The following is a 22,913-nucleotide window of genomic DNA, read 5'->3' as shown; positions in this document are numbered from 1 at the left end:
CCGTCAAAGATCGGCATGATTAATTACAGTTGAAGTCAGGCCCTTAAAAAAAGGCTTGGTATCATAAATTTTTAAGTTAGTGTAAAATTCAGATTTTATACTTCAGGTTGAAAAAAGTAACTAAAATGTTCATAAGTGAACTCTAAGGTTGCATCGAAACCAGACTATATTATACTGATATTTGACACAGCCGAAAAGGACTTAGTCCGGTACTTTATAGTATCATGTTTAACATATTGACATAAATAGAGTTTTTCCGCCGGCGGTAAGGGATTGTCCATGCCGCGGCGTTCCAGTCCAAGAATAGAAACATAAGGCAGGTGCATAAAATGAGTGAACCGAGACTTTACAAAACAATTTATGAGATCACCAGGGCTATCAACTCCAGCCTTGAACCGTGCAAGGTTTTATCCAACATTGTTGAAAAAGTAACCACCCAGATGGACCTTAAAGGAAGTTTTATCAGACTGTTAGCCAAAGACGGCAAAACGCTGCTTCCTGATGCTTCATACGGGCTCAGCGAGCGCTATGAGAAAAAAGGTCCGGTTGAAGTTTCTAAAAGCCGGTTGGATCAGGAGGTTCTTAACGGACAGATTGTCTTTATTCAGGATGTCCGCAAGGATGACCGTTTTCAGTATCCTGAAGAAGCATCCAAAGAAGGTCTTGTTTCTTTGGTTGTACTCCCGCTGACCGCCAAGGGCGGCAAAGTTGTTGGTGTTCTGAGAGCATACTCCGGCGTGGAGAGAGTTTTCAGTGAAGATGAACTTGAATTCTTAAAATGCGTAGCCGATCTTTCCGGCCTTGCCCTTGAAAATGCACGCATGTTCCATGCCCTAAAAAGGGCCAGCGAACTGGCTGCTGAATACACTTACAGAATGGACGATTGATCGCCAGAGCGGAGGAAAAAATGAGCAAAATTAAAGTAGGAATTAACGGTTTCGGCCGTATCGGCCGTCAGGTGGTTAAGACTATATGGGAACGTCATCGTGACACAATTGAAGTTGTTGCGGTTAATGACCTTTTTGATATTAAAACCAACGCACATCTGCTTTCATGCGACACCAACTATGGTAAGTTCGCTGCCGAAGTCAAAGTAGATGGCGATATTATTGAAGTTGGCGATGACTTCAATATTAAAAACTATGCTGAACGCGATCCCCGCCAGATTCCCTGGAGAGAGCGCGGAGTTGACGTTGTAATCGAATGCACCGGTATTTTCCGCACCGGACCCAAGGCTGCCCAGCATTTTGAGGGAGGAGCCAAAAAAGTAATTATCTCAGCTCCGGCCAAAGAAGAAGATATTACACTGGTAATGGGCGTTAACCATGAAAAGTATGATCCGGCAAACCATCATGTCATTTCAAACGCATCCTGCACAACCAACTGCCTTGCTCCGGTTGTAAAGGTTATGCACGATAAATATGGTATTTCAAAGGGTGTGATGACCACTGTTCACTCCTACACCAATGACCAGAGAATTCTTGACCAGCCCCATAAGGATCTCAGGCGTGCCCGTGCAGCTGCATGCAACATGATCCCCACAACAACTGGTGCAGCTAAAGCTGTTGCCCTTGTTATCCCTGAGATGAAGGGCCGTTTTGATGGTTATTCCGTGCGTGTTCCAACACCGACAGTTTCATTGGTGGACTTTGTTGCCATCCTTGAAAAAGAGACCACTACCGAAGAGCTTAAAGCTGTTCTTAAAGCTGCTTCTGAAAATGAGCTTAAAGGTATTCTGGGCTACTGCGAAACTCCTAAAGTTTCATCAGACTTTATTGGAGACAGCAACTCCAGCATCGTGGATGCTGATTTCACAGTTGTTCAGGGTGGTAACCTTGCAAAGGTTTATTCCTGGTATGACAACGAGTGGGGCTATTCCTGCCGTATTGCAGACCTTGTCGACTACGTCGCCAAACGTGGTCTCTAGAAATATTAGTTTTAAGGTTCTTATTAAAACCCGCCCGATTCTTCGGGCGGGTTTTTCTATTGCGACAGCCACGGAATCACGTTTTAAAAACAGACTTTTCGTCCTCACGGAAACGGGTCGAATTATGGCTACTTGCACTATGCTATAATTTTCATTTTATGATCACTTTTTTTCAAAATCGAAAATATTATTATGTTGACAAGTCAACAGTTGATATGTCAACTGTGCGTCTATGAAGAGTGAGCAAAAGATAAATTCACCCGGTTACTACCTTTCAAAATTAATGCGTATTCATAGGCAGCAGCTTGGTAAAAAAGTTGCGCATATGGGTATAAGTATCGGTCAGGTCAGCACAATTATGGAAATTCTGGACTGCCCCGGATGCAGTCAGGATGAAATTTCCAATAGTCTTGCAATTGATAAAGCTGCTACGGCAAGAAGCCTTGCTGCCTTAGAGAAGTCAGGGTTTATCACCAGACTGGAGAATGAAAAAAACAGGCGGCAGAAATTAGTTTATCCTACTGAAAAAGCATTAAAAATTGAAAGTAGTCTTCGCGGCATTCTTGCAGAGAGCAAACAATATTTTTTCAAAAATTTTACAGAAAATGAACAGGAGCAGGCCCTGCTTCTTCTTGAGCGCATGGTTGAATCTTATGCGCAGTCAGTGAGCGGGAATGAATAGTTATGGATGATGAGTCAAGAAAAAGGTCTATTGTTTTTGTAGTCACTGTGCTGCAGTTTGTGATGCCTTTCATGTTTTCAAGTATAGGAGTCTCCCTGCCGGCTATAGGTAGAGAATTCGGAGCCAGCGGAACCCAGCTCAGTCTGGTTGAAGCGGCTTATATCGGAACCTGTGCGGCCCTGCTGCTTCCCTTTGGGAGGGTTGCGGATATCGGTGGTCGTGAACCGGTCTTCAAAATCAGTATTCTGCTTAACACCATTATTATGATTTTTCTGGGGTTCAGCTTCAATATTGAATCTTTTATCGGCATGCGGGTTATTCAGGGAACCATTATGGCGATGTCCATATCAACCAATATGGCTCTGCTGACAGATGCCATTCCAAGAGAAGAGCGTGGAAGGGCAATGGGCATAGCCGTTGCCGCTGTTTATGCGGGGCTGGCAGCAGGTCCTTTTGTCGGTGGAATTATTACCACTCATGCTGGCTGGAGATGGATATTTCATGGCGGGGCTGTTCTGCTTGGTTTATGCTATCTTGTAAGCCTCAAGAGGCTGGATTCACATTTTAATTTCAGACAGGGGCAGTCCTTCGACTGGATCGGTGCGATTCTGGTTTCCGTTTCCATTCTGCTGCTTATCGTGGGTGGAACGCATCTTGATTCCGGATTACCAGGAATACTTATGCTTTCAGGTGGGGTGATCTGTTTTATTCTGTTTATTGTTGTTGAGATGCGTACAGCTGAACCGATTCTCAATATGGATATGTTCACCCGTAACAAAGTTTTCGCAAGAGCAGCCGCAGTGCAGTATATCAACTATGCCGGAACATTCGGCATAACATTTCTGTTCAGTCTGTATCTACAGACGGCCAAAGCCATGACTCCGCAGCAGGCCGGGGTTGTCTTAATTATTCAACCTATTGTTCAGGCCCTGCTTTCGCCTGTTTTCGGAAGGCTTGCGGATAAATATTCAGCAAGGCTCATAGCCAATCTTGGGCTCTTGTGCTGTACCATTGGCACGGCGATGGGGATATTTGTTCAAGGCGAAACTTCAATGCATTTTATTTACGGGATGTTTGTTGTGCTCGGAGTCGGTTTTTCAATGTTTGCATCTCCGAATATGTCCATCCTCATGGGAAGTGTCTGTCCTTCCAGACTGGGCATTGCCTCAGCTATTTCAGGCGGATTGCGCAATATTGGCATGGTTTCAAGCATGGTGATCATAACAATATGTTTCTCGCTTTTTATGGGTGATTCCCCGGTGAAGCTTGAAACACTGCCCGAATATATGCAGTCCATGAATTCAGCTTTGTTTATTCTGGCCTGTCTTGGTGCTTTAGGTGTTTTTCTTTCCTTCCTGCCCATTGCTAAAGCAGAACAGAATGGATTCTCTGATGGGACTCCTGATTGTTAAAATAGAAATTCCCGGCCATTTGAAATGACCGGGAATTTTTTATATTTTCCACAGCTGATCCGAAACTTTAATCAGTTTCGGCAGTTGATATTTTTATCCGCGTCCGCAGCATTTTTTATATTTTTTGCCGCTACCGCAAGGGCAGGGTTCGTTTCTGCCGACTTTCTTTTCTTTCACAATCGGCTGAGGGCGGACGATATCTCCATCAGTGTAGAACCATTGGCCATCTCTTTTTTCAAAATGGCTGAGCTCATGATGTTTATGAGTGGCACCGCTCTGTTTGAATGTGGCGATAAACTCTACATCTCCGGTGCTGTCTTCAGCCTGTCCCTTATCGGTGGAAACAATTTCAAGACCGAGCCATTCGGATGATTCAGCCCAGCTTTTTACATGTGCCGGATCGTAATCCTGCTTGCTTTCCGGTGTGAGGGTGTTTTCAAGGTAATCATAATCCTTAATGGCAAATGAAGAGTAGCGGGCGCGCATCACAGCTTCTGCTGTGGGAGCATTTTCCTTTCCTTCAATGTAAAGCTGGCAACAGTCAGCGTAGTCGCGGCCTGAACCGCAAGGGCAAGCACTCATTAACGGGCTCCATAATTTTAGTGGTTATCGCATGATCCATGATCTTCGCAGATGATTTCGGTGTCGGTGATTTTACCGGCAGCCCAGTCTGCTACTACAGACTTGAGTTCGCCTTCACAACCGCGAATAACTTCAATGTTTTGTTTCTTTAAAAGATTAACAGCACCCTGACCCATATTACCGGCCAGAAGCAGTGTAACACCTTTGTCTACAAGAGTCGGCACAATATTGGATTTGCAGCCGCATCCCGGGGGAGGTGTCAGGACTTCTTCATCGGTGATGTTTTTGTTATCGTCAAGAGTGTAAACAGTGAATGCTTCACAATGTCCGAAATGGCCGTCAACTTCGCCGCCTTTTGAAGGGAGTGCGATTTTCATACTCAAATCTCCTTGCATTTTGGTTCCATTTGGGGAAAACCCGTGGCTTTACCTATAAGACATCCGACCGAGAGCTATGATAATAATCAACAGCACATTGTCCATACCCGAAAGTGAAATTTCGTTCAGCACCAGTCGCAGTTCAGGACCCGGAGGGCAGCATGTAAATACTGCTTCTACAAAGGTTACCCTGATCTTTAATGTTGATGACTCTGCGACACTCAGCCCGAATCAGAAATACAGAATCAAGTCTGTTCTTTCAGGAAGAATAAACTTGTCCGGTGAATTACGTCTTTCCGCCGAAGAACATCGAAGTCAGTACCGGAACAGGCAGGAGGTTGTCGAGCGTTTCCGTAAAATGATTACGGAAGCAGTCAAGCCTCCCAAAAAGAGGAAAAAGACTCGTATTCCTCATGGTTCAAAATTGAGAAGACTTGATTCGAAGAAGAAAAAGGCTGAGAAGAAAAAAAATCGCAGCAGGCCTGATTATTAAATTTTATGCTTTAGAAAAACAAAAAGCCCTCAAATGAGGGCTTTTTGTTTTTAAGGGGGGAGCAAGGTGTTGTGAAGGTATATTCAATTAAGCAGAGGTAATTTCAATCCGTTTCGGCTGAACTTCCGGAACCTTGGGCAGAAACAGCTCAAGTACTCCGTTTTTAAGAGATGCTTTTATGTTTTCGCGGTCAACCACATCAGCAACTGTAAAACTTCTTACATATTCACCGTCTGCAAATTCTCTGTCGATAAACTTTTCATTTTCTTCCTTGGGAGAATAAGCCTTTCCGCTTACTGTCAGTGAATTTTCGTCAAGGTCAATATTGAGATTCTCTTTAGTGACTCCCGGCATATCCATCAGGATGAAAAGTCCTTCTTCTTTTTCAATGATGTCGGTAGCGGGACGAAACTTTTCAAGCTGTTCTTCATTATTCTTGATTTCGTTTGTCATAAGTAAACCTCCTTATCCTACATCAATACTAATCTTTTTGGGTTTTGAAGAAACTGTTTTAGGCAGTGTTACAGTAAGTATTCCATTTGTAAGATCTGCTTTTACACTGTCTCTTTCAACCGGAACGTTCAATGAAATAATTCTCTGGAAGCTTCCGTAAGGTCTTTCATTGCGGAAAAATCTTCCTTCTTTGTTTTTGCGCTCACCTGTTATTACAATACTCTTATCTGTAAGAGTTAAATCAATATCTTCTATTGCAACTCCAGGTATCTCTGCTCTTATGTAGATGTTGTTATCATCTTCACCAATATTAATTGGAGGGTATGATACTCTTCTACGACTGTACCTTCCGGGTACAAAGAAGTCCTGAAACAATTTATCAAATTCCTGCGGAAAATTATTAAAAGAGCTGAAGTCTATTACCATAGTCTTACCTCCTCATTTTTTTGCGTTGATTGTAAAATATGTCCAGAATATCATTTGTCAACATTTCAAATTAAAAAAATGTGGAAGTTTTACAGACAAAAAATAAACCCCGCTTGAAAAAGCGGGGTTTTCAGACCTTTTACAAATATAAAAGGCTTTGATTTCGTTATCTTTTTTTACATGATTTCAACAAGCTCAATGTCGAAAAGCATGGTCTGGCCAGCCAGAGGGTGGTTACCGTCGAGAATAACTTTTTCATCGGTGACGGATTTGATGGTTACGTTGGTCACACCCTGATCAGTGTTTACCTGAAGCATCATACCTACTTCCGGGGTGATATCCGGCGGAATCTGTCCTCTTTCCACCTCGAAGGTGTATTCGTCGTGGTAGTCGCCGTAACCCTCTGCAGGGGCGATTGTAGCGCTTACTTTTTCTCCGGCCTGAAGTCCAACTACAGCCTTTTCAAAACCGGGAATGAGCATTCCCTGTCCGAGAGTAATTTCAAGAGGTTCATTTCTTTCGTAGGAAGAGTCGAAAACAGTTCCATCTTCGAGAGAACCTTTGTAGTGGACGCGGACCTTATCGCCGTCTTTGGCCTGAGACATGTGTACTCCTTGTACTTCTTACGGAAAACGTTAGGCATGTTTTCCGCCTTTGGTTGCACTATTTTTTTTCTTGTTTCCATCTGTCCGAAGGAATGGCCTCATCAATAAGCATGATGGGGATTTCATCCTTAACCGGATAGACAACCTTGCATTTTTCACACTCAAAGCCGGATTCGTCTTCGAAGAGGGAAAGGTCGCCCTTGCATTTAGGGCAGACCAGAATTTCAATCAATTCTTTATTGAGTGCCATTGTCTTGGTCTCCTTGAACAGTTTCGTCTGTGTCTCCTATAAACATAGATGAGGAAATCCTCAAGGTACATTTACCCTGTAAAGCCATAAGGAAAACTGGTAATCATACTCCATCAAACAGGAGTGTATCATGCCCGGAGTAGATTTGCATACTCATTCAACTGCGTCTGATGGAACTCTGACCCCTTCCGAACTTGTTAAAGCCGCCAAGGATGCCGGACTTGCTGCTGTAGCTCTTACTGATCATGATACTGTTTCAGGGCTGCCTGAAGCGCTGGAGGCCGGTAAAAAGTATGGCATTGAGGTTATACCCGGCTGTGAACTCAGTGTAAGCTATGACAGGGGAATAATGCATATTGTCGGATTATGGATTGACCCTTATGCACCCTGCCTGTCCGAGGCTTTCAGCAGACTTGTAAACTCAAGAGAGATCCGTAATAGAGAACTGGTTGAAAAGCTGACGGCTGTTGGTTATCCGGTCACTTATGAAGAAGTTGAGGCCCTTGCTACCGGAACTCTGGGGCGACCTCATTTTGCCAGAGCACTTGTACATCATGGATATGTGCACAGTATTGAGGAAGCTTTTCAAAAGCTGCTGGGCAAAGATGGCAAAGCCTATGTTCCTAAAATTAAGATTACTGCTGAAGATGGGATAGCTCTTCTCAACAGTGCCGGGGCAACTGCTGTGTTAGCTCATCCCTGCCTTCTCGGAGTTGATGACGCCCAGCTTGATGTTGAGCTTGAAAGGTTGAAAGGATACGGCCTTGAAGCCATTGAAGTTTATTACACATCCCATACTCTTGAGATGACCTCTGCATACAAAAAAGCAGCCCGGAAGTTCGGCCTTCTCCCAAGCGGGGGGTCTGACTTTCACGGGTCAGTTAAACCCGAGATAAGAATCGGTAAAGGTACCGGAAAACTTTTTGTTCATCACAGTGTGCTTGACGACCTTAAAGCTCTGAGGCAATCCAAGGGGCTTTCAGTCAATTTTTAAAAAAGTGGTTTAGAATGATAAAAACAAAAAAGCCCGAGCTTCTCTGTCCTGCAGGAAATATGGAGAAGCTGGAAACAGCTTTAATATACGGAGCTGATGCTGTTTATTTTGGTGCAGGTAATCTTAATCTGCGTTCACAGGGAGCCGGATTCGGCTGGGAAGAGTTGCCGGAAGCTCTCAAAAAAATTTCCGATGCCGGAGCAAGCTCGTATTTCTGTCTGAATGCTTATCCGCGGGAGAAGGATCTTGATTCTGTTCGCGCCGATCTTGATAAACTGGCGGAATCAACTCCGGATGGCTTAATTGTAGCTGACCCCGGTGTCGCTCTGCTGGCCCGAAAGACCCTGCCTGAAGTTCCGCTTCACATCAGCACTCAGGCCAACACCGGAAACAGCGAGTCTGTACGCTTCTGGAAAGAATTCGGAGCGACAAGGGTCAATCTTGCCCGTGAATTAAGTGCTCTTGATATTCGCGATATTGCTGAGAAGTGTCCTGATACGGAGCTTGAAATATTTGTACACGGGGCCATGTGCATGGCTTTGTCAGGCCGCTGCTTCATGAGTGCGTGGATGAATAACCGCAGTGCCAATATGGGCAGGTGTACCCATCCATGCCGATTTGAGTACAAGGCCACAGGGATAAGGGTTGAAGAAAAGACCAGACCCGGAGAAGTTTTCTGGGAATCGGTTGAAGATGAGGACTTCACTACCATCTATGCTGCTGAAGATTTGTGCCTGATTAGGTATATTAAATTTTTTACTGATCTCGGCATCGCAGCTTTGAAGATTGAAGGCAGAACTAAAAGTTCGTCCTATCTGGCACAGGCTGTGGATGTCTACAGAACTTCCATTGATGCTGTTTCAGGTGGCGGACATCTGCCAAAGGAAGCTGTTCCTGAGTTGCGCAATGTTTCAACCAGACCTTTGAGCACGGGATTTTTAAGAAAAAATAATCCGTCGAGAGTGGCCCTGCCGCCTGAGTCCGGAGAGAAAAGACCTGTTCTGGCTCGCCTTCTGGAAAAACGCGGTGATGACAGCTGGCTTGTTTCCGTAAAAAGCCGTTGGGAAGAAAGTAGAAATGTGACTGTAATAGCCCCTGCTTTGAGCAGACCTTCTATAGCAACGGGTTCGTATTCCTTTGAAAAATTAAATGGCGAAAAAGTCGATACAGTACATTCCGGTACGGAAGCTCTGCTGCGTTGTGATTCTGCTGAATTGCAGCAGGGATATTTTATTCGTCTCGGTGAATAGATAGTCGCATACTTTTATTGACCATGGTGTTCATATTATATAATCAGAACAGTAGAATAGACGCTTTTTAGCGCAGTGGCAGAATATATTGCCGATAATGCCGGATTTTTGAGATAGAGTGACACTTGAATTGTTGTTTCAGCTTAATATGAAGGAGGAAAGATCATGCTTGTAAAACATTGGATGACTCGTGAAGTGGTTACCCTGACACCTGAGCGTTCCATGATGAAGGCCGCAAAGCTGTTGAAAGAAAAGAATATAGGCCGTCTGCCGATCGTTAACGATGATGGAGAACTGGTTGGCCTTGTTTCCGACAGGGATGTTAAAGAAGCATCTCCTTCCAAAGCTACTACTCTTGATATGCACGAGCTTTATTATCTTCTTTCTGAAATTAAGCTTAAAGATATCATGACCCGCAAGGTTCTTACTGTTTCTGAGGATGACACTATTGAAAAAGCCGCAGTAATTCTTCAGGAAAAGAAAATAGGTGGTTTACCGGTTGTTGATTCCGAAAACAAATGCATCGGAATTATTACCAATACTGATGTTTTCAAAGTGCTGATTGAAATTACCGGAGTGCGGCATGGCGGAGTTCAGATGGGGCTCAGGCTCTCAAATGATCCCGGATTTTTAAGTCCGGTTCTTGATTACCTCAAGGACAACAAAGCCCGGGTAATGTCCGTGCTGACTTCTTTTGAACCGATACAGGAAAACATGCGTGATGTTTTTATCCGTATCAGAGATATGGATAAGGCTGACCTGAACAGACTGCGTGAAGGAATCGCGGAACGTTTCGAACTCATGTACTGGGTTCGTGATTCTGTAAACAGCCTTACCAAGTAGAGTACTATAAAATTATATCTGCGTTCGCAGTTATCAGAAATAAAAAACCCCGGTGTATTTACGCCGGGGTTTTTTATTTACTTATCTTGCGATCATTGAGCGGAGGATGTCCGCGCAGCTTTCAGCAGCATGGGCCATTTCATCAATGCAGTCGACGAAATGAATCAGCTGGTAGATATCTTTAAAATTCATTTTGGAAGTAAAAATTTTGTGTGAAAGGGATCTTTCAAGGTCTTTCACTTTTTCACGCTGTCCACGGACTTTGCGGAAGGCGTTTTTTGTTCCCTCACGGTCAATGGACTTACCGTTTATCAGGGAAATAGTAGTTTTAAGGGCAGGTCCGAGGCTTGTTGCTACTTCATTTATTTCAGAAACGAGTCCGATAATATCTTTTTGAAATTCAACTGGAATTTCAACTCTGCGCATTGCAAGCCAGTGCAATGCATCCTGAGCGTAATCAAGAACATTATCCTGAGAGCTTGTGTAGTTAAGGAACAGAGTTTTATCGACAGTCATAAAGAGGCTGCGGGGAAGATGGTTTCTGATGCTGCGTTTTATTTTATCAGCCTGAGCTTCAACGGTATCAATCTGTTCTGTAAGTTCTTTGAACTCTTTGCAGGTATTTCCGTTGGTTACATAGCATTCAACTGAATCGTTAATGATCTGAATGCATTCGGCAATTTTATCATAGTGTTTTACCAGACCTTCCATCGGGTCGTTTGTGGAAAGAAGGCCGAGGAACGGGATGTGAAAACTCATATATATCCTCCTGTTCAGGTTAATTGTCGTTAAGAAAGAAAAGTCCACTTAAGGATAGTATAAATAATAATACTTGTCAGTGCCGCAATCGGTACTGTGAGCAGCCAGTATATAACTATTTTCCAGAGTACTTTGAAATTGACGGCGCTGAATCCTCTGGCCAGACCGACACCCACAACCGCACCGACAGAGGCATGGGTTGTTGATACCGGGAGTCCCATGTTTGAGGCGGCAAGAACTGTTGTTGCTGCTCCGAAGTCAACTGCAAAACCTCTGGTATTTGTAAGTACTGTGATTTTGTTACCCACTGTTCCCATAACCTTGTGTCCGAGCAGTGCGATACCGATGGCAATACCGAGTCCGCCGAGGATAAGAATTCCTATGGGAACCTGAGCTGTAGAAAGAAGCTGATGTTCTTTGGAAATAAGGTAGATTGCCGCAACAGGACCGATGGCATTGGCTACATCGTTGGCTCCCTGAGACAGGGCCACATAGCATGACGTGCCGACCTGCAGTTTGCGGAATGTTCTCTCTACGGCTTCAGCACCTTCTTCCGGGTCGCCAATAAGCTTGCTGACCATTAATTTGCCTATGAACCACATGACAAAAGCAACAGCAAGAGCAAGCAGGAGTGAACCGGAGAAAGGCAGGTTCAATTTTTTTCCAACAGGTGTTTTATAGAGAAAAGAAAGGGCGATTAAAAGAACGGTTAAAGCCATCCATATCGGGGCCCATTTTTTAGCCTGATGGATAAAGTTTCGTTTAAATAAAATTGTTTTTCTGATGTGACTGAAAATGAAATAGGATATAGCTGCTGCAAAAAACGGTGAAATAATCCATGACATGACAATGCCCACCATTTTCAGCCAGTTGACTACATCCGGTCCGCCGGCCACGAGCCCGAAACCGAGAATTGCTCCGACGATTGAATGTGTTGATGATACCGGGAGTGCTGTCAGGGTAGATATAAGAACCCACCCCGCCGCCGCAATGAGCGAGGCAAACATCCCTATCATTATCAGTTTAGGATCAGAAATGGCCTCGGGATTGATAATTCCTTTACTTACCGTAGCCGTAACATGTGAACCGAGAATAACGGCTCCGGCAAAGTTAAGCACTCCGGCAATAAGTACGGCCTGTTTTACGGTTATAGCCTTTGCCCCCACTGCGGAAGCCATTGAGTTGGCTACATCGTTCGCCCCGAGGTTGAATGCCATCATAAAACCTGCAAAAAGGGCCAGATAGAAAAAAAGATCGTAAATATCCATTAAATACCCCTTGAGTGAGGAAAAAGAAAAGCTAGGCTGTTTTTTTCAGCTTTACGCAGAAAGCCGAGCCTTCCTTTGTTGTCGTGTCTACCGGGCTTTCAACCCAGATATCACCATTGAAGTTGCGGACCAGACTGCGGCAGATTGCAAGACCAAGACCTGAGCTGCCATTATCAATGGCATTTTCATCGAGCTTGAAAAATTTCTCGAAGATACGATCCTGTTCGGCGTGCGGTATTCCTGGACCCTTATCGATAACTTTTACAAATACATCATTTTCATGAGTTGTCGTCTCAATTGATATATCCGTGTTTTCAGGCGCATACTTAACTGCATTCTCAAGCAGGTTGTCGAAGATTTGAACTAAACCTTCGTGGGAACCGAGAACATCTACGTCCGGTATATTGGAGCAGTTGATGACAATTCCCTTTTCAGCGGCCTGATGGGCGACATCGCCTATGCTCTGATTAAGAGTGGAAACAAGCGATGTGGGTTCATTTTTCAGTTTCTTTCCAGAGTATTCGCTTCTTGCAAGAGCAAACATACCGGTAATAACTTTGGACATATGGTCGGCATTATTACGGATAATACTCAGAAAATTTTTAAGAACAGCTTCATCCTGAGGAGGATTGTCGATCAGTGTCTCAGAATACCCTTTTATACTTGTTAAAGGTGTTCTGAGCTGGTGGGAGGCATTGGAAACAAAGTCGCGGAGCACTTTCTCAACTTTGCGGATTTCGCTTATGTCATGGAAGACCAGAAGAACTTTGCGGCGGTCCTTGTAGTCGGTGAAAGCGACAATTGAGGCACTTATTGATCTGCCATCAGGCAGTTCAATGATCAGGCTTCTTTTTTCCCCGTCAATGTCAGCCAGAATGCTGTCCACAGCGTCCTGAATTTCATGGCGCATAAGAACTTCCAGCGGATTGCGGCCCTCGCATTTGCGGGCGGAAGGAAACATATCCACCAGAGATTGATTGACTGATTCAATCTGTCCTTTGTAGTTCAGGACCATGACCCCCTCGTGCATATTTTCAAAAATAGCATCAAGTTGTCCTTTCTGGTCCTCTATGATTTTTATATGTTTTTTAATTCTGTGGGCCATAGTGTTTATGGATTGGGCAAGGGGATAGAATTCACCTCCGGGAATGACCCGGATGCGCTTGCTGTAATCGCCATTGCCTATGGCCTGTGCAGTTTCGGAAAGAGATTGTACCGCACGGGTGGTTCTGCGGCCGAGAATGAAAGTCACAAGGGCTGAGCCGAGCGCAATGAAAATAAAAATTATGAAGAAACTTGTTTTCACCCTGCTGAGCCGCTGCCCTATTTTGGAGTAAGGCATTGCAAGGCGAAGTATGTTTCCCTTGCCGGGCATCTGTGCGGCGACATAAAGCATTTTGGTATCCAGTGTCGCACTGTGCCGTATATTTTCACCTTTACCGGAACGGACAGCTTCTATAACTTCAGGCCGTGAAGAATGGTCATCTAAAGTTCTCAGCCGTTCATCCGAAACCTTGGAATCGGCAACAACTTTGCCGTTTATTATATAAGTTATCCTGATTCCGAGTCTGGAACCAAGTCTGGTCATTTCATCCTGAAAGGCTGCGGATCCTTTTTGGGAGTCGCTTTTATTAATTCGCCACTTAACGTATTCCAGCAGCCTCTCTGTGGATTGCTCCTGCGAGGAGGTCAGCTCGGACGCAACAGTTCCATAGTAAAACCACAAAGTGAGAAGCAGGGCACATATAAGAATGGCCCATCCCCAGAGCATAATTCTCATGTGTAATGAATTTTTTAGCATCCAGACCTCTGTTTTTGGTTTCAGCTGCGTTTTACCGAACCACCCGAAGTGTTACACCGAGGTAACAATCACGTTACGACGATCGGGTCAAGGGGTGTTTTGGATGACCCTTCGGAGGTTATGCCGATAATTATAATTTTTACAGCTTTCGAAAGTTTGATACCCCTGTTCTACAGATTAGGTAATAAAATTAATTATATTTTTTAACATTCTGTAATACCGGGGATAATTTTGCAGATGACTTTTCATTCGTGGAAAAGTCTGTCTTGCTTTTTTGAGTTGAGAGGTTGTACCCGAATATTGTTACATTATTGTGACGATTTTAAAAATAGATTTGGTGAGAATACCCATGCGTTGCACTTGAGGCTTTCAGGAAGATGGGGTAAAAATAAAAATACCTGTATTCTAGATCGTATATGGAGATACAAATGGCTAGTAAGATTGATGAAGTTATACAGCAGATTGTTTTGAACGGCCCGATTCCTTCAACTGAATTGGCTGAAATTTGCGGGAAGAGTCATAAAACTCTGCTCAGAGAAGTTAATCCTGAAGATAAGAAAGCCAAACTCGGGGCTGAAACGCTGATGAAAATAATGGAAGTTACGGGTATAATTGAGCCTTTAAAAATTATGGCTCAGGAGCTTAATTTTGATCTGGTTCCCGAGGAAGACAAATAACCTAGTTTTTTGGGTAATCGGGAAAACTTGAGTTTTCCCGATTACAATCATCTACGGAGTCAGAATAATACATTTGTTTATTTTGTGGCCGATATTTGTCAGTCAGCATTATTTTTTTGGATTTTATTTCCTTCCAGCAATAATACCTTTTTCCCGGACTTGATTTTATCAAGGTCAAGCCATGGTGAAGACTTGTAATCAAAAATAAGATTAAGCTTTCCAAATTTGCTGTACACCGGGGTTAAAGAAGCCCTGTCTTTTAGAACAGCAAAAAATCCATTTATTTTAGAATGTTCAGAGGTAGTCTCTATTTTTTCAGCTGTGGAGTTGGTCACAGGCTGATTATGGATGAAACTTTTATTATCTGAAGCGATAACTGAGCATCTGTGATTTGCATCCATAGATTCGTTGAAGAGATCGTCAGCCTCATCCTTATGTCCGATCAGGGCTGAAATTACGCCTAAATTATTTAGTACACGAACTTTTTCACAGCCGTTTAATTCTTCTGCCACCATGTAATAAAGCGATTTAGCCTTATTTATGGTTGCATTGTTGTTCATATATAATCCGGCCATTACAAGGCCATCGGCCTGCGTTGTTATGGCAGTTCTACGGTTTGTGTATCCCGGCGCTATGGATTGAACCGAAGATACGACAGCTTCGGAAAGTTTTTTATCCGGATTGTTGTTCATGTTGTTTATCAGGACATTCAGGCGCAGCAGTTTTAGAATCTGGGTTGCATTCTGCGGTGTATTTTTGATTGAGGCCATATTGATATCTTCTGACTCAATTGACTGTGTTCCGTTGCGGGAAGCAAATATGGAGTTGAAAATTTCAGCAGCGGCACAATCGTTTGATTGTGGATATTCATCTCTCAATTCCCCGGCCCGCAGGAATAAATTATCAAAGGCATTGGAAGCTGTGTTCTCTGGAGAATTAATCCAGTCTTTAAAAATTCTTAATGCGGATTCTATAATTGCGGATTGTCCCGGATTAAATTTTCCGTATCCCTTTGCATAGTTAAAGGCATCAGGCAGCAGGAAGAGAATTGCTGAAGCCTGATCGGATGTTTTTCCGGATTCTTCAAAGTCGGGCAGAGCTTCATTGATAATACGGTCCAGCACATATCCCAGACCAAGTTCATAATACATGCTGTCTTTATTTTTAAGATCCCGGCTTTTTTCCAGATATGTTTTTGCGGAAGACATTTTTCCTGAACGTTGGATAGCCAGACGGGCAAAACCTGTAAAAGGTCTGGCATCGTCAGGATGAAGGCCGTGAAGCTGATGAAAAAGCGGTTCAGCCAGATCAGCCCGGCGTAATGAGATCAGGGCATGCCCTTTTGCAAGCAGGGCCTCAAATTTACTGTTGTCAGCTACGTTTTCGACCTGCATACATAATTTTGAAAGTAAATTAAGTTCCTTGATTCTTGCCTTGGTGCTGTTTTTTATGCTGACCTGCGGCGCAAGCTGCGGTTCAAGCATTTCTAAAATTTTATCTCCTGAGCTACGGTTGAGGCTTCTGTATCTGCATTCAGCAAGATTTATAAGCAGACGGGCGGGTACCGGAAGGCCGGAAGAGTTTATAGCCATCTGGTACAAAGATTCAGCCTTATCATTTTCTCCCTGCATTGAGGCCAGATTACCGAGAAACTCCAGAATCATAGGGGAGGCCGGTGAGTGCGGTTTTTCCAGAAAGAGCCTGCTGCCGATAATTTCTTCAATCCGGGAAGCGGTTTCAATTGATCGGTCTATCAGTGCTGTGAGGTTCACAACATGTTCAACTTTTTCTTCGGTATCAGCCTTGCGGAGCAGCGTGCGAAAATATCTGTCGAGTTTCTTAACTTTATCGGAGTTGAGCAGGGAACAAAGCTTAACCAGAATGATGCTTTCACTTCGCCTTTCATTTGAATATTCAGCTACATCCTGACGTATTTTTTCAGAAACATTGATGATTTTTTCTAAAATGGAAACCAGTTCTTTCTGGTCTGATACCTGCTCAAAATCAGTTATAAGCTCTCCGGCTTTAAAGGCCGGTAATCCAGAAAGACAGGTGGCGTTTACATTTTCAGGGAATATTCTGAAAGACGGTAGAGAATTTCTGGAACTTTTAAGCAGTGATTCTTTTGTCTTTTCAGAACCTGTTCCTTCAATATTTCTAGCTGAGAGCATCGGCCCTTCATTTATAAGGAAATGAAGAATTTTTCCTTTGTTACCGGATTCAAGAAAAATCCTTGCGGAACGGAAAAGTCCGCAGTTTTCAAGAATTATTCTTGCCGCTATTATATTTGCGACATCAGCTTTTTCTCCGGGAAGTATTTCGGAAATCGCTATGACTGCACCGGGGGTAAGACGTAATTCTCCTGAAACATCAATTGCTGTGATCACGTTTTGATTGATTTTGGAGGCAATGGAAGAAGACAGCTTGTCCGCAGCAGGTTGCAGACTTGAACCACCCTTTTGGACTCCTTTAAAAAAGAGGTCCGGCTCAAGGTTGAATCTATCACTTAATATTGCGGAATAAGAAGCGTTACTGTCTCCGGTTTCAATTATTCCATTTACAGAATATCTGGCTTTATCCGGCGTGGTTCCATTCACAACACAGTTAAGGCCTTGTTTCATCATGGAATCTTTAAGCAGTGATGAAAAAAGATATCCCGTTGCGTTATCCTGAGATTCAAAGTTTCCGATAAAAACTGATTTTGAAGCAGATACGTTTACAGTTGTCAGTATTGTCAGCAGGATAAGGAAATGTACGATACGAAAAAAAAATTTCATGGCCGGCTCCACATGGAGTTACTTAATTTTTGCCGTGCAGCATTTTTGCGATATAATGGTTGCAATATAAGATGCAGTGAATATCTCATATCTTACCCTATTAATCCAGAAAGGATGGTGTTGTCTTCATCTTCTTTAAATCAGCCCTGATTTATTAAAATTTGTTTAACTACGCTTATTTGTTTTATAAAGATATTTCATAAGCAGATGCTGTGTACCATAAATAGTAAGTGCAAAGTAAGCCCGTTATTTCTTTTGGAAGAATATTTTTGTAATAATTAAGCTGGTTTTTAGTTGGAATACTCAGAATATGAGCGCATTGCAGGCTGATTTTAAAACTTTGGAAGCGGGCCGGGGGAATAGTATTAAAAAGCTTGATATGGGTGGATACTGCATGTACTCGCTTGGCTGAAGAGAGTAGAAGCTGTTGCCTGCGGTGGATTTAATCATAATATCTTACCGTAATAACTGTTTTCTGTTTGCAGCTGATGTTTAGACAGTGAGAAGCAGACAGGTTTTGAAGCTGCTGATATGAAATATTAAAATTCGGAATAAAGATGATTGATATATTAGATTATAATCGTGAAGAGCTGGAAAATTTTGTCGTAAACGAGCTTGGCGAGCCTAAATTCAGGGCTGCTCAGCTTTGGCAATGGCTCTGGAAGAAAATGGCGCGAGATTTTGATTCCATGACAAATCTTGCCAAAGTACTGCGCGGCAAGCTTGCAGAAACTGCTGAAATTCTGTGGCCTGAAATTGAAGTTGTCAGCACCAGTAAAGATGGAACTATAAAGTTTTTACTGAAATTACGCGATGGTGCACAGATTGAAACTGTTCTCATACCTGGTGACGGACGCTATACACAGTGTCTTTCAACTCAGGTTGGTTGTGCTATGGGCTGTACTTTTTGCAGTACCGGGCAGATGGGATTTGAACGCAATATGACCATGTCCGAAATTCTGGGGCAGATTCTTGTGGGACGCCACTATTTGAGTGAGCACAATCTCAACGAGCTTAAAAACGTGGTTTTTATGGGAATGGGTGAGCCGCTTATGAATTTAAAGACGATGCTCAAAACCATGCGCGCTATGAACGATGACAACGGCCTGAGTTTTTCACCAAGGCGTATAACCCTTTCCACTGTAGGCTTTCCCAAGCAGTTGCAGACTCTTGGTGAAAGCGACCTTTGTTTTCCGGCTATTTCTCTTCATGCTCCGACACAGGAGTTGCGGGCCAAAATTATGCCCAAGGCCGCGGAAGTCCACCTCGATGATCTGATGGCAGCTCTTGACCGTTATCCGTTGAAACCACGCGGGCGCATAACATACGAATACCTGCTTCTGGGCGGAGTAAATGATTCTATTGAACATGCTAAACAGCTTGTTAAACTGCTGGGACAGAGAAAGTGTAAGGTTAATCTTATTGCCTACAATCCCGGCGATAAACCACTTTATAAAAAGCCCAGTGAAAAGGATATTCTTGCTTTTGAGAAATACCTCTGGAGTAAAAATATCACTACAATCCTGAGAAAATCCATGGGGCAGGATATTCAAGCCGCATGTGGCCAGCTTAAAGCTGAAAATCAGAAAAAGTAATTTTCGTAAGTATTTATAAATAAATGTATAAAAAAATCCGGCCCTGATAACTGGGTCGGATTTTTTATTTTAATGCTATACTGTAGTGCCGTTTTTCTGTTTAATCTTCAGTATCTTCAAGCTTATCGCCTGAAGAAGCGGCTGTTCGGGCCAGCTCATCGCAGCGTTCATTTTCAGGGTGACCCGCATGACCTTTAACCCATCTGAAATCCACATTGTGTTTTTTTATCAGTGGCAGGAACTGAATCCATAAGTCTTTATTCTTAACCGGCTTTTTGGCTGCTGTTTTCCAGCCGTTTTTCTGCCAGTTTTCCAGCCATTTTTTAGTTATCGCGTTTTTTACATATTGCGAATCTGTGTAGAGAGTCACATCACAGGGTTCTTTAAGGGATTCAAGGGCGGCTATAACAGCACGCATTTCCATCCTGTTGTTTGTTGTTTTCAGGTATCCCTGTGCGAGTTCCTTGCGGTTCTCATTGTATATAAGCACGGCACCGTATCCGCCGGGACCGGGATTTCCGAGACACGATCCGTCAGTATAAATCAAAACATTCTTCCGTGACATTTATTCCTGTTTCCTTTGTGGTTCTGCTTTTTTTAATTGAGGAACTTCAGTTCTGCTGTTGTCTTCAGTTGCACTCAGCTCTGATTCTGTTTCAACTTCAACAAGTTTTTCCCAGATCATGGCAACCGCAGTCTGCAAAGCCGTGACCCATTCCCTGCCGTTGAAGCTGTCTGCAAAATATCTGGTCTGCAATGAGTCAATAAAATCAGCCCCGAGCGCATGGCGGATCAGCCCCGGAAATTCGAGCACAACCTGTTTTTCAGCAGGACAGAGACCAATGAAGATTTCTTTCCCATCGTAGTCTTTAATTTCAATTGCTTTATTGCGTATATGGATAACAGTTTTTACGCCAAAACGGTCGTGCATGCTGTTGGAAAAGCCTTTGAAGTATTTCAGCTCCTGCTTGCTCATTACCCCGGTCTGGTCCCATATCGCGTTTTTGGTCTGTAGTTTATCCATTGTGCGCTGAGTGTTGAGCCAGAAGGCGTAAGCAACAGCAGCAAAGACAAGCACAAGGCCTATGGAACGCAAAAATTTTTCACCAGCAGTTCTTCCTCTGGGAGCGATATTCAAGCGCATAATGTTTTATCCCGATAAAAAGATTTAACGTGGTTCATATAAGTCTTTATTTCAGGCCGGTAGATTTTTACCGGAAATCCATTCTTTTAATGGAGTTTCCACAATCTTTCTTATTTTTTCAAGACCGGACTCTGTTTCGGACTCAAAGCGCAGAGTCAGCGCAGCCTGAGTGTTTGAGGCCCGTATTAATGCCCATCCTCCGGGAACAAGAATTCTAGCCCCATCTATGCTTATCACTTCATAATGTTTTTTAAAGTATGCAAGTGCAGCTTCGACCACTTTGAATTTCAATTCTTCGGGGCAGTCTATTCTTATTTCGGGGGTGTAAAATGTTTCCGGCCAGTCTGCAAGCATCTGCGAAATAGGTGTCTGCGTGGATGATAATATTTCAACAAGTCTTAAAGCAGCATAGATGCCATCATCAAAGCCGAAAAAACGATCTTTAAAAAAGATATGCCCACTAATCTCTCCCCCCAGTGGCGCACCTGTTTCAAGCATTTTGCTTTTCATAATTGAATGCCCGGTAACCGCCATTAAAGGTCTGCCGCCATGTTTTTTTATATCTTCAAATAAGAGATGACTGCATTTTACATCTGCGATTACAATCTCATCATTTCTCCTTGCGAGCATCTCACGGGCGTAAATTGCCAGCAGTCTGTCTCCGGGCATGAGGTGCCCTGTTTCATCAACAGCCCCAATTCTGTCTGCGTCACCATCAAGGCCAATTCCGGCTTCCGCTCCGTGGCTGACTACAGCTTTTTTCAGGTCAGTTATATTTTCTTCAACAACAGGGTCAGGATGGTGGTTTGGGAAATCTCCGTCCGGCTCGCAATAGAGAGGGATAACTTCGGCTCCGGCCTGTTTAAGCAGCTCACAGGCGATCAGTCCGCCAGCACCGTTTCCACCGTCCACAACGACTTTAACAGGTCTTTTGATTTTTAGTCCTGAGAGCAGAGTTTTTATGTATGTTGGAATTATGTCGTGGTGTGAGCATAATCCTGTTCCCTCGGAAAAGTTTCCGGATTTCATTATATTGTAGATTTCCTGAATATCTCCGGAATGAATTGTGGTTTCTCCGCCCCATATTTTAAAGCCGTTGAATTCAGGCGGGTTGTGGCTTGCGGTAATCATTATGCCCGCATGCATATTGAGATGTCCTACAGCAAAGTAAAATGTCGGTGTCGGTACAAGATCAAGATATACCACATCTATGCCGGAAGCATTCAGGCCTCTGGCTATGGCCGCCTGATACGCTGCGGAACTGTGGCGGCAGTCATGACCGATAACAGCTCTTTTCCAACCATGCTTAGTGAACCATGTCCCGCAGGCTTGGCCAAGTTTTTCAACCCAGTTCTCGTCAAAATCTTTATTTACAATTCCCCTGATATCGTAGGCCCTGAAAATTTCTTTATTAATTTCCATAAAATTCTCCGCAAAAAATGATGATCTGCAATAGTTTACACATCCTCACCAGCTACGTCATCAAAGTATTTTCATCATCCGTCAGCAAGTAATGCTTAAAGCATGATTATAAAAAAAATTATAATTGTAGATGTAAGTTGAATAAAAGCAATGCGTTATATAGTAAAAAGCTAATTTAAATTGAATTTATTAAAAATAGTTGAGCGAGAAATAATTAGTGAAGCTTATAACGTCTATAGATATTTTTATTCAGCATTGTGAATATGAAAGAGGCTTGGCAGAATACAGTTTAAAAGCTTATAAGTTAGATTTAAAACAATTCTGTATACATTGCTATAAAATTAAAAAAGATATTAGTATAAAAGAAATAGATAGGTCTGTAATACGCAGTTATTTAAAGTATCTTTATAGTTTGTATAAACCAAAGAGCATTAAAAGAAAAATAGCCAGCTTAAAAAGTTTTTTATCATTTAATGAACAGGAAGATTATATTGAAGTTAACCCGTTTAATAAACTGCGTTTGAAGCTTGAAAAAGAAAAATTGCTTCCAAGAGTAATTTCAAGAGAAGATTTAGAACTGATACTCAAGGCTGTTTACAATAATTATAGATTAAAATTGGAATCACATAAAAGCATAAGTGAATCAATAAGAGATATTGCTATATTAGAACTTCTATTTTCGAGTGGCATGAGAGTTTCAGAATTATGCAGCCTAAAATTTGAAGATGTCGATCTACCTTCCGGGCAAGTTAAGGTCTCAGGCAAGGGTAAGAGAGAGCGAGTGATACCTATCTGCGGTAAAGAAGTTTTAAATTCTCTCAGATTATACATCAAAGAATACAGTCCCTGGCTCGAACGGGACAAAAGCTTTTTTTTAAACCGGGACAAGCACGGAATGTCTACGCAATCCGTCAGGCTGTTAATAAAAAAATATTGCTACCTAGCTGGAATAACAACAAATATTACACCACATATGTTTCGCCATACCGTAGCAACACTGCTGCTAGAAAACGGAGTCGATATAAGAAATATACAATGCCTCCTAGGGCACAGCTCGCTCTCAGTCACAGAAATCTATACCCACGTCAGCCAGTCTTCACAGAGAGAAATACTAAAAAATAAGCATCCAAGAAAAGAATTCTTAAAGGGGGTGAATCGTCGATAACTACAAATTAT

24 protein-coding genes are annotated in these 22,913 nt (G+C 42.9%); 11 read left to right on the top strand and 13 right to left on the bottom strand.

Features of this window, described 5'->3' with window-relative positions; translation table 11 throughout:
- The first annotated feature begins 329 nt into the window (after positions 1-329).
- From G496_RS0104575 to G496_RS0104560, 4 genes are all read left to right on the top strand, one after another.
- Entirely contained in the window at positions 330-887 is a 558-nt protein-coding gene (locus G496_RS0104575; RefSeq protein WP_027178241.1) for a GAF domain-containing protein, read from the top strand.
- A 20-nt stretch (positions 888-907) separates the two neighbouring features.
- A complete protein-coding gene (gene gap, locus G496_RS0104570) occupies positions 908-1,927 on the top strand; it encodes a type I glyceraldehyde-3-phosphate dehydrogenase (RefSeq protein WP_027178240.1) in 1,020 nt (339 codons plus the stop codon).
- Positions 1,928-2,159: 232 nt separating this feature from the next.
- A complete protein-coding gene (locus tag G496_RS0104565) occupies positions 2,160-2,609 on the top strand; it encodes a MarR family winged helix-turn-helix transcriptional regulator (protein ID WP_051294836.1) in 450 nt (149 codons plus the stop codon).
- Between the two features lie 2 nt (positions 2,610-2,611).
- Positions 2,612-4,021 (top strand): MFS transporter, encoded by a 1,410-nt coding sequence (locus tag G496_RS0104560; protein ID WP_027178238.1) that lies wholly within the window; start codon positions 2,612-2,614, stop codon positions 4,019-4,021.
- A gap of 93 nt (positions 4,022-4,114) precedes the next feature.
- On the opposite strand, the gene G496_RS0104555 is transcribed toward G496_RS0104560, so the two are convergent.
- Complete coding sequence (locus G496_RS0104555; protein WP_027178237.1) at positions 4,115-4,603, bottom strand: YchJ family protein; 489 nt, start codon at positions 4,601-4,603, stop codon at positions 4,115-4,117.
- Between the two features lie 17 nt (positions 4,604-4,620).
- Positions 4,621-4,980 carry a NifB/NifX family molybdenum-iron cluster-binding protein gene (locus tag G496_RS0104550; RefSeq protein WP_027178236.1) on the bottom strand — a complete coding sequence of 120 codons (360 nt, stop codon included), beginning with the start codon at positions 4,978-4,980 and terminating at the stop codon, positions 4,621-4,623.
- Between the two features lie 76 nt (positions 4,981-5,056).
- Here G496_RS0104550 and arfB point away from each other — a divergent pair, with 76 nt between their 5' ends.
- Positions 5,057-5,473 (top strand): alternative ribosome rescue aminoacyl-tRNA hydrolase ArfB, encoded by a 417-nt coding sequence (gene arfB, locus G496_RS0104545; protein WP_027178235.1) that lies wholly within the window; start codon positions 5,057-5,059, stop codon positions 5,471-5,473.
- 87 nt (positions 5,474-5,560) lie between these two features.
- On the opposite strand, the gene G496_RS0104540 is transcribed toward arfB, so the two are convergent.
- The 4 genes from G496_RS0104540 to G496_RS0104525 form a co-directional block, all read right to left on the bottom strand.
- Complete coding sequence (locus G496_RS0104540; protein WP_027178234.1) at positions 5,561-5,926, bottom strand: Hsp20/alpha crystallin family protein; 366 nt, start codon at positions 5,924-5,926, stop codon at positions 5,561-5,563.
- 12 nt (positions 5,927-5,938) lie between these two features.
- Positions 5,939-6,352, bottom strand: coding sequence for an Hsp20/alpha crystallin family protein (locus tag G496_RS0104535; RefSeq protein WP_027178233.1), 414 nt, complete (start codon positions 6,350-6,352; stop codon positions 5,939-5,941).
- A 176-nt stretch (positions 6,353-6,528) separates the two neighbouring features.
- The gene (locus G496_RS0104530) at positions 6,529-6,957 is read right to left on the bottom strand and encodes an FKBP-type peptidyl-prolyl cis-trans isomerase (protein ID WP_027178232.1); all 429 of its coding nucleotides are present in this window, start codon (positions 6,955-6,957) and stop codon (positions 6,529-6,531) included.
- A 58-nt stretch (positions 6,958-7,015) separates the two neighbouring features.
- On the bottom strand, positions 7,016-7,207 hold the full coding sequence (locus tag G496_RS0104525; protein WP_027178231.1) for a Trm112 family protein: 192 nt from the start codon (positions 7,205-7,207) through the stop codon (positions 7,016-7,018).
- Between the two features lie 130 nt (positions 7,208-7,337).
- Here G496_RS0104525 and G496_RS0104520 point away from each other — a divergent pair, with 130 nt between their 5' ends.
- From G496_RS0104520 to G496_RS0104510, 3 genes are all read left to right on the top strand, one after another.
- Positions 7,338-8,201, top strand: a complete 864-nt coding sequence (locus tag G496_RS0104520) for a PHP domain-containing protein (RefSeq protein ID WP_027178230.1) — start codon at positions 7,338-7,340, stop codon at positions 8,199-8,201.
- Between the two features lie 14 nt (positions 8,202-8,215).
- Positions 8,216-9,451: a peptidase U32 family protein gene (locus tag G496_RS0104515; RefSeq protein WP_027178229.1), complete on the top strand. Its 1,236-nt coding sequence runs from the start codon at positions 8,216-8,218 to the stop codon at positions 9,449-9,451.
- 165 nt (positions 9,452-9,616) lie between these two features.
- Positions 9,617-10,294 (top strand): CBS and ACT domain-containing protein, encoded by a 678-nt coding sequence (locus G496_RS0104510; protein ID WP_027178228.1) that lies wholly within the window; start codon positions 9,617-9,619, stop codon positions 10,292-10,294.
- An 81-nt stretch (positions 10,295-10,375) separates the two neighbouring features.
- On the opposite strand, the gene G496_RS0104505 is transcribed toward G496_RS0104510, so the two are convergent.
- Genes G496_RS0104505 through G496_RS0104495 form a run of 3 tightly spaced genes read right to left on the bottom strand, consistent with a single transcriptional unit; the run spans position 10,376 to position 14,122 of the window.
- Positions 10,376-11,053 carry a DUF47 domain-containing protein gene (locus tag G496_RS0104505; protein ID WP_027178227.1) on the bottom strand — a complete coding sequence of 226 codons (678 nt, stop codon included), beginning with the start codon at positions 11,051-11,053 and terminating at the stop codon, positions 10,376-10,378.
- A gap of 29 nt (positions 11,054-11,082) precedes the next feature.
- A complete protein-coding gene (locus G496_RS0104500) occupies positions 11,083-12,321 on the bottom strand; it encodes an inorganic phosphate transporter (RefSeq protein ID WP_027178226.1) in 1,239 nt (412 codons plus the stop codon).
- A gap of 31 nt (positions 12,322-12,352) precedes the next feature.
- Positions 12,353-14,122: an ATP-binding protein gene (locus G496_RS0104495; RefSeq protein ID WP_027178225.1), complete on the bottom strand. Its 1,770-nt coding sequence runs from the start codon at positions 14,120-14,122 to the stop codon at positions 12,353-12,355.
- A gap of 428 nt (positions 14,123-14,550) precedes the next feature.
- Here G496_RS0104495 and G496_RS0104490 point away from each other — a divergent pair, with 428 nt between their 5' ends.
- Positions 14,551-14,799 (top strand): phage regulatory CII family protein, encoded by a 249-nt coding sequence (locus tag G496_RS0104490; RefSeq protein WP_027178224.1) that lies wholly within the window; start codon positions 14,551-14,553, stop codon positions 14,797-14,799.
- Between the two features lie 98 nt (positions 14,800-14,897).
- Here the strand turns inward: G496_RS0104490 and G496_RS0104485 are convergent, their stop codons facing one another.
- Positions 14,898-17,576 carry a tetratricopeptide repeat protein gene (locus G496_RS0104485; RefSeq protein WP_027178223.1) on the bottom strand — a complete coding sequence of 893 codons (2,679 nt, stop codon included), beginning with the start codon at positions 17,574-17,576 and terminating at the stop codon, positions 14,898-14,900.
- 557 nt (positions 17,577-18,133) lie between these two features.
- On the opposite strand from G496_RS0104485, the gene rlmN reads away from it, so the two are divergent.
- The gene (rlmN, locus tag G496_RS0104480) at positions 18,134-19,171 is read left to right on the top strand and encodes a dual-specificity RNA methyltransferase RlmN (protein WP_027178222.1); all 1,038 of its coding nucleotides are present in this window, start codon (positions 18,134-18,136) and stop codon (positions 19,169-19,171) included.
- A gap of 100 nt (positions 19,172-19,271) precedes the next feature.
- Here rlmN and rnhA read toward each other — a convergent pair whose 3' ends face one another.
- From rnhA to G496_RS0104465, 3 genes are read right to left on the bottom strand one after another with little or no spacing between them, the layout of a single operon-like run.
- Positions 19,272-19,736 (bottom strand): ribonuclease HI, encoded by a 465-nt coding sequence (gene rnhA / locus G496_RS0104475; RefSeq protein WP_027178221.1) that lies wholly within the window; start codon positions 19,734-19,736, stop codon positions 19,272-19,274.
- Positions 19,737-20,315: a hypothetical protein gene (locus G496_RS18845; protein WP_051294835.1), complete on the bottom strand. Its 579-nt coding sequence runs from the start codon at positions 20,313-20,315 to the stop codon at positions 19,737-19,739.
- Between the two features lie 51 nt (positions 20,316-20,366).
- Complete coding sequence (locus G496_RS0104465; protein ID WP_027178220.1) at positions 20,367-21,737, bottom strand: phosphomannomutase/phosphoglucomutase; 1,371 nt, start codon at positions 21,735-21,737, stop codon at positions 20,367-20,369.
- Between the two features lie 217 nt (positions 21,738-21,954).
- Between G496_RS0104465 and G496_RS0104460 the strand changes: the two genes are divergently transcribed.
- Positions 21,955-22,902 carry a tyrosine-type recombinase/integrase gene (locus tag G496_RS0104460; RefSeq protein ID WP_027178219.1) on the top strand — a complete coding sequence of 316 codons (948 nt, stop codon included), beginning with the start codon at positions 21,955-21,957 and terminating at the stop codon, positions 22,900-22,902.
- Positions 22,903-22,913: the final 11 nt, after the last annotated feature.

This window comes from Maridesulfovibrio bastinii DSM 16055 (assembly GCF_000429985.1).
Taxonomy (GTDB): domain Bacteria; phylum Desulfobacterota; class Desulfovibrionia; order Desulfovibrionales; family Desulfovibrionaceae; genus Maridesulfovibrio; species Maridesulfovibrio bastinii.
This window is presented reverse-complemented; position numbering and strand designations above follow the sequence as displayed.

Excerpts from the sequence above, each read along its gene's own strand:
- G496_RS0104485 (WP_027178223.1), bottom strand. The coding sequence starts at position 17,576 with ATGAAATTTTTTTTTCGTATCGTACATTTCCTTATCCTGCTGACAATA.
- G496_RS0104555 (WP_027178237.1), bottom strand. The coding sequence starts at position 4,603 with ATGAGTGCTTGCCCTTGCGGTTCAGGCCGCGACTACGCTGACTGTTGC.
- G496_RS18845 (WP_051294835.1), bottom strand. The coding sequence starts at position 20,315 with ATGCGCTTGAATATCGCTCCCAGAGGAAGAACTGCTGGTGAAAAATTT.
- G496_RS0104530 (WP_027178232.1), bottom strand. The coding sequence starts at position 6,957 with ATGTCTCAGGCCAAAGACGGCGATAAGGTCCGCGTCCACTACAAAGGT.
- G496_RS0104490 (WP_027178224.1), top strand. The coding sequence starts at position 14,551 with ATGGCTAGTAAGATTGATGAAGTTATACAGCAGATTGTTTTGAACGGC.
- gap (WP_027178240.1), top strand. The coding sequence starts at position 908 with ATGAGCAAAATTAAAGTAGGAATTAACGGTTTCGGCCGTATCGGCCGT.
- G496_RS0104500 (WP_027178226.1), bottom strand. The coding sequence starts at position 12,321 with ATGGATATTTACGATCTTTTTTTCTATCTGGCCCTTTTTGCAGGTTTT.
- G496_RS0104565 (WP_051294836.1), top strand. The coding sequence starts at position 2,160 with ATGAAGAGTGAGCAAAAGATAAATTCACCCGGTTACTACCTTTCAAAA.
- G496_RS0104550 (WP_027178236.1), bottom strand. The coding sequence starts at position 4,980 with ATGAAAATCGCACTCCCTTCAAAAGGCGGCGAAGTTGACGGCCATTTC.
- G496_RS0104510 (WP_027178228.1), top strand. The coding sequence starts at position 9,617 with ATGCTTGTAAAACATTGGATGACTCGTGAAGTGGTTACCCTGACACCT.
- rnhA (WP_027178221.1), bottom strand. The coding sequence starts at position 19,736 with ATGTCACGGAAGAATGTTTTGATTTATACTGACGGATCGTGTCTCGGA.
- G496_RS0104575 (WP_027178241.1), top strand. The coding sequence starts at position 330 with ATGAGTGAACCGAGACTTTACAAAACAATTTATGAGATCACCAGGGCT.
- G496_RS0104515 (WP_027178229.1), top strand. The coding sequence starts at position 8,216 with ATGATAAAAACAAAAAAGCCCGAGCTTCTCTGTCCTGCAGGAAATATG.
- G496_RS0104495 (WP_027178225.1), bottom strand. The coding sequence starts at position 14,122 with ATGCTAAAAAATTCATTACACATGAGAATTATGCTCTGGGGATGGGCC.
- G496_RS0104535 (WP_027178233.1), bottom strand. The coding sequence starts at position 6,352 with ATGGTAATAGACTTCAGCTCTTTTAATAATTTTCCGCAGGAATTTGAT.
- G496_RS0104520 (WP_027178230.1), top strand. The coding sequence starts at position 7,338 with ATGCCCGGAGTAGATTTGCATACTCATTCAACTGCGTCTGATGGAACT.
- rlmN (WP_027178222.1), top strand. The coding sequence starts at position 18,134 with ATGATTGATATATTAGATTATAATCGTGAAGAGCTGGAAAATTTTGTC.
- arfB (WP_027178235.1), top strand. The coding sequence starts at position 5,057 with ATGATAATAATCAACAGCACATTGTCCATACCCGAAAGTGAAATTTCG.
- G496_RS0104465 (WP_027178220.1), bottom strand. The coding sequence starts at position 21,737 with ATGGAAATTAATAAAGAAATTTTCAGGGCCTACGATATCAGGGGAATT.
- G496_RS0104505 (WP_027178227.1), bottom strand. The coding sequence starts at position 11,053 with ATGAGTTTTCACATCCCGTTCCTCGGCCTTCTTTCCACAAACGACCCG.
- G496_RS0104525 (WP_027178231.1), bottom strand. The coding sequence starts at position 7,207 with ATGGCACTCAATAAAGAATTGATTGAAATTCTGGTCTGCCCTAAATGC.
- G496_RS0104540 (WP_027178234.1), bottom strand. The coding sequence starts at position 5,926 with ATGACAAACGAAATCAAGAATAATGAAGAACAGCTTGAAAAGTTTCGT.
- G496_RS0104560 (WP_027178238.1), top strand. The coding sequence starts at position 2,612 with ATGGATGATGAGTCAAGAAAAAGGTCTATTGTTTTTGTAGTCACTGTG.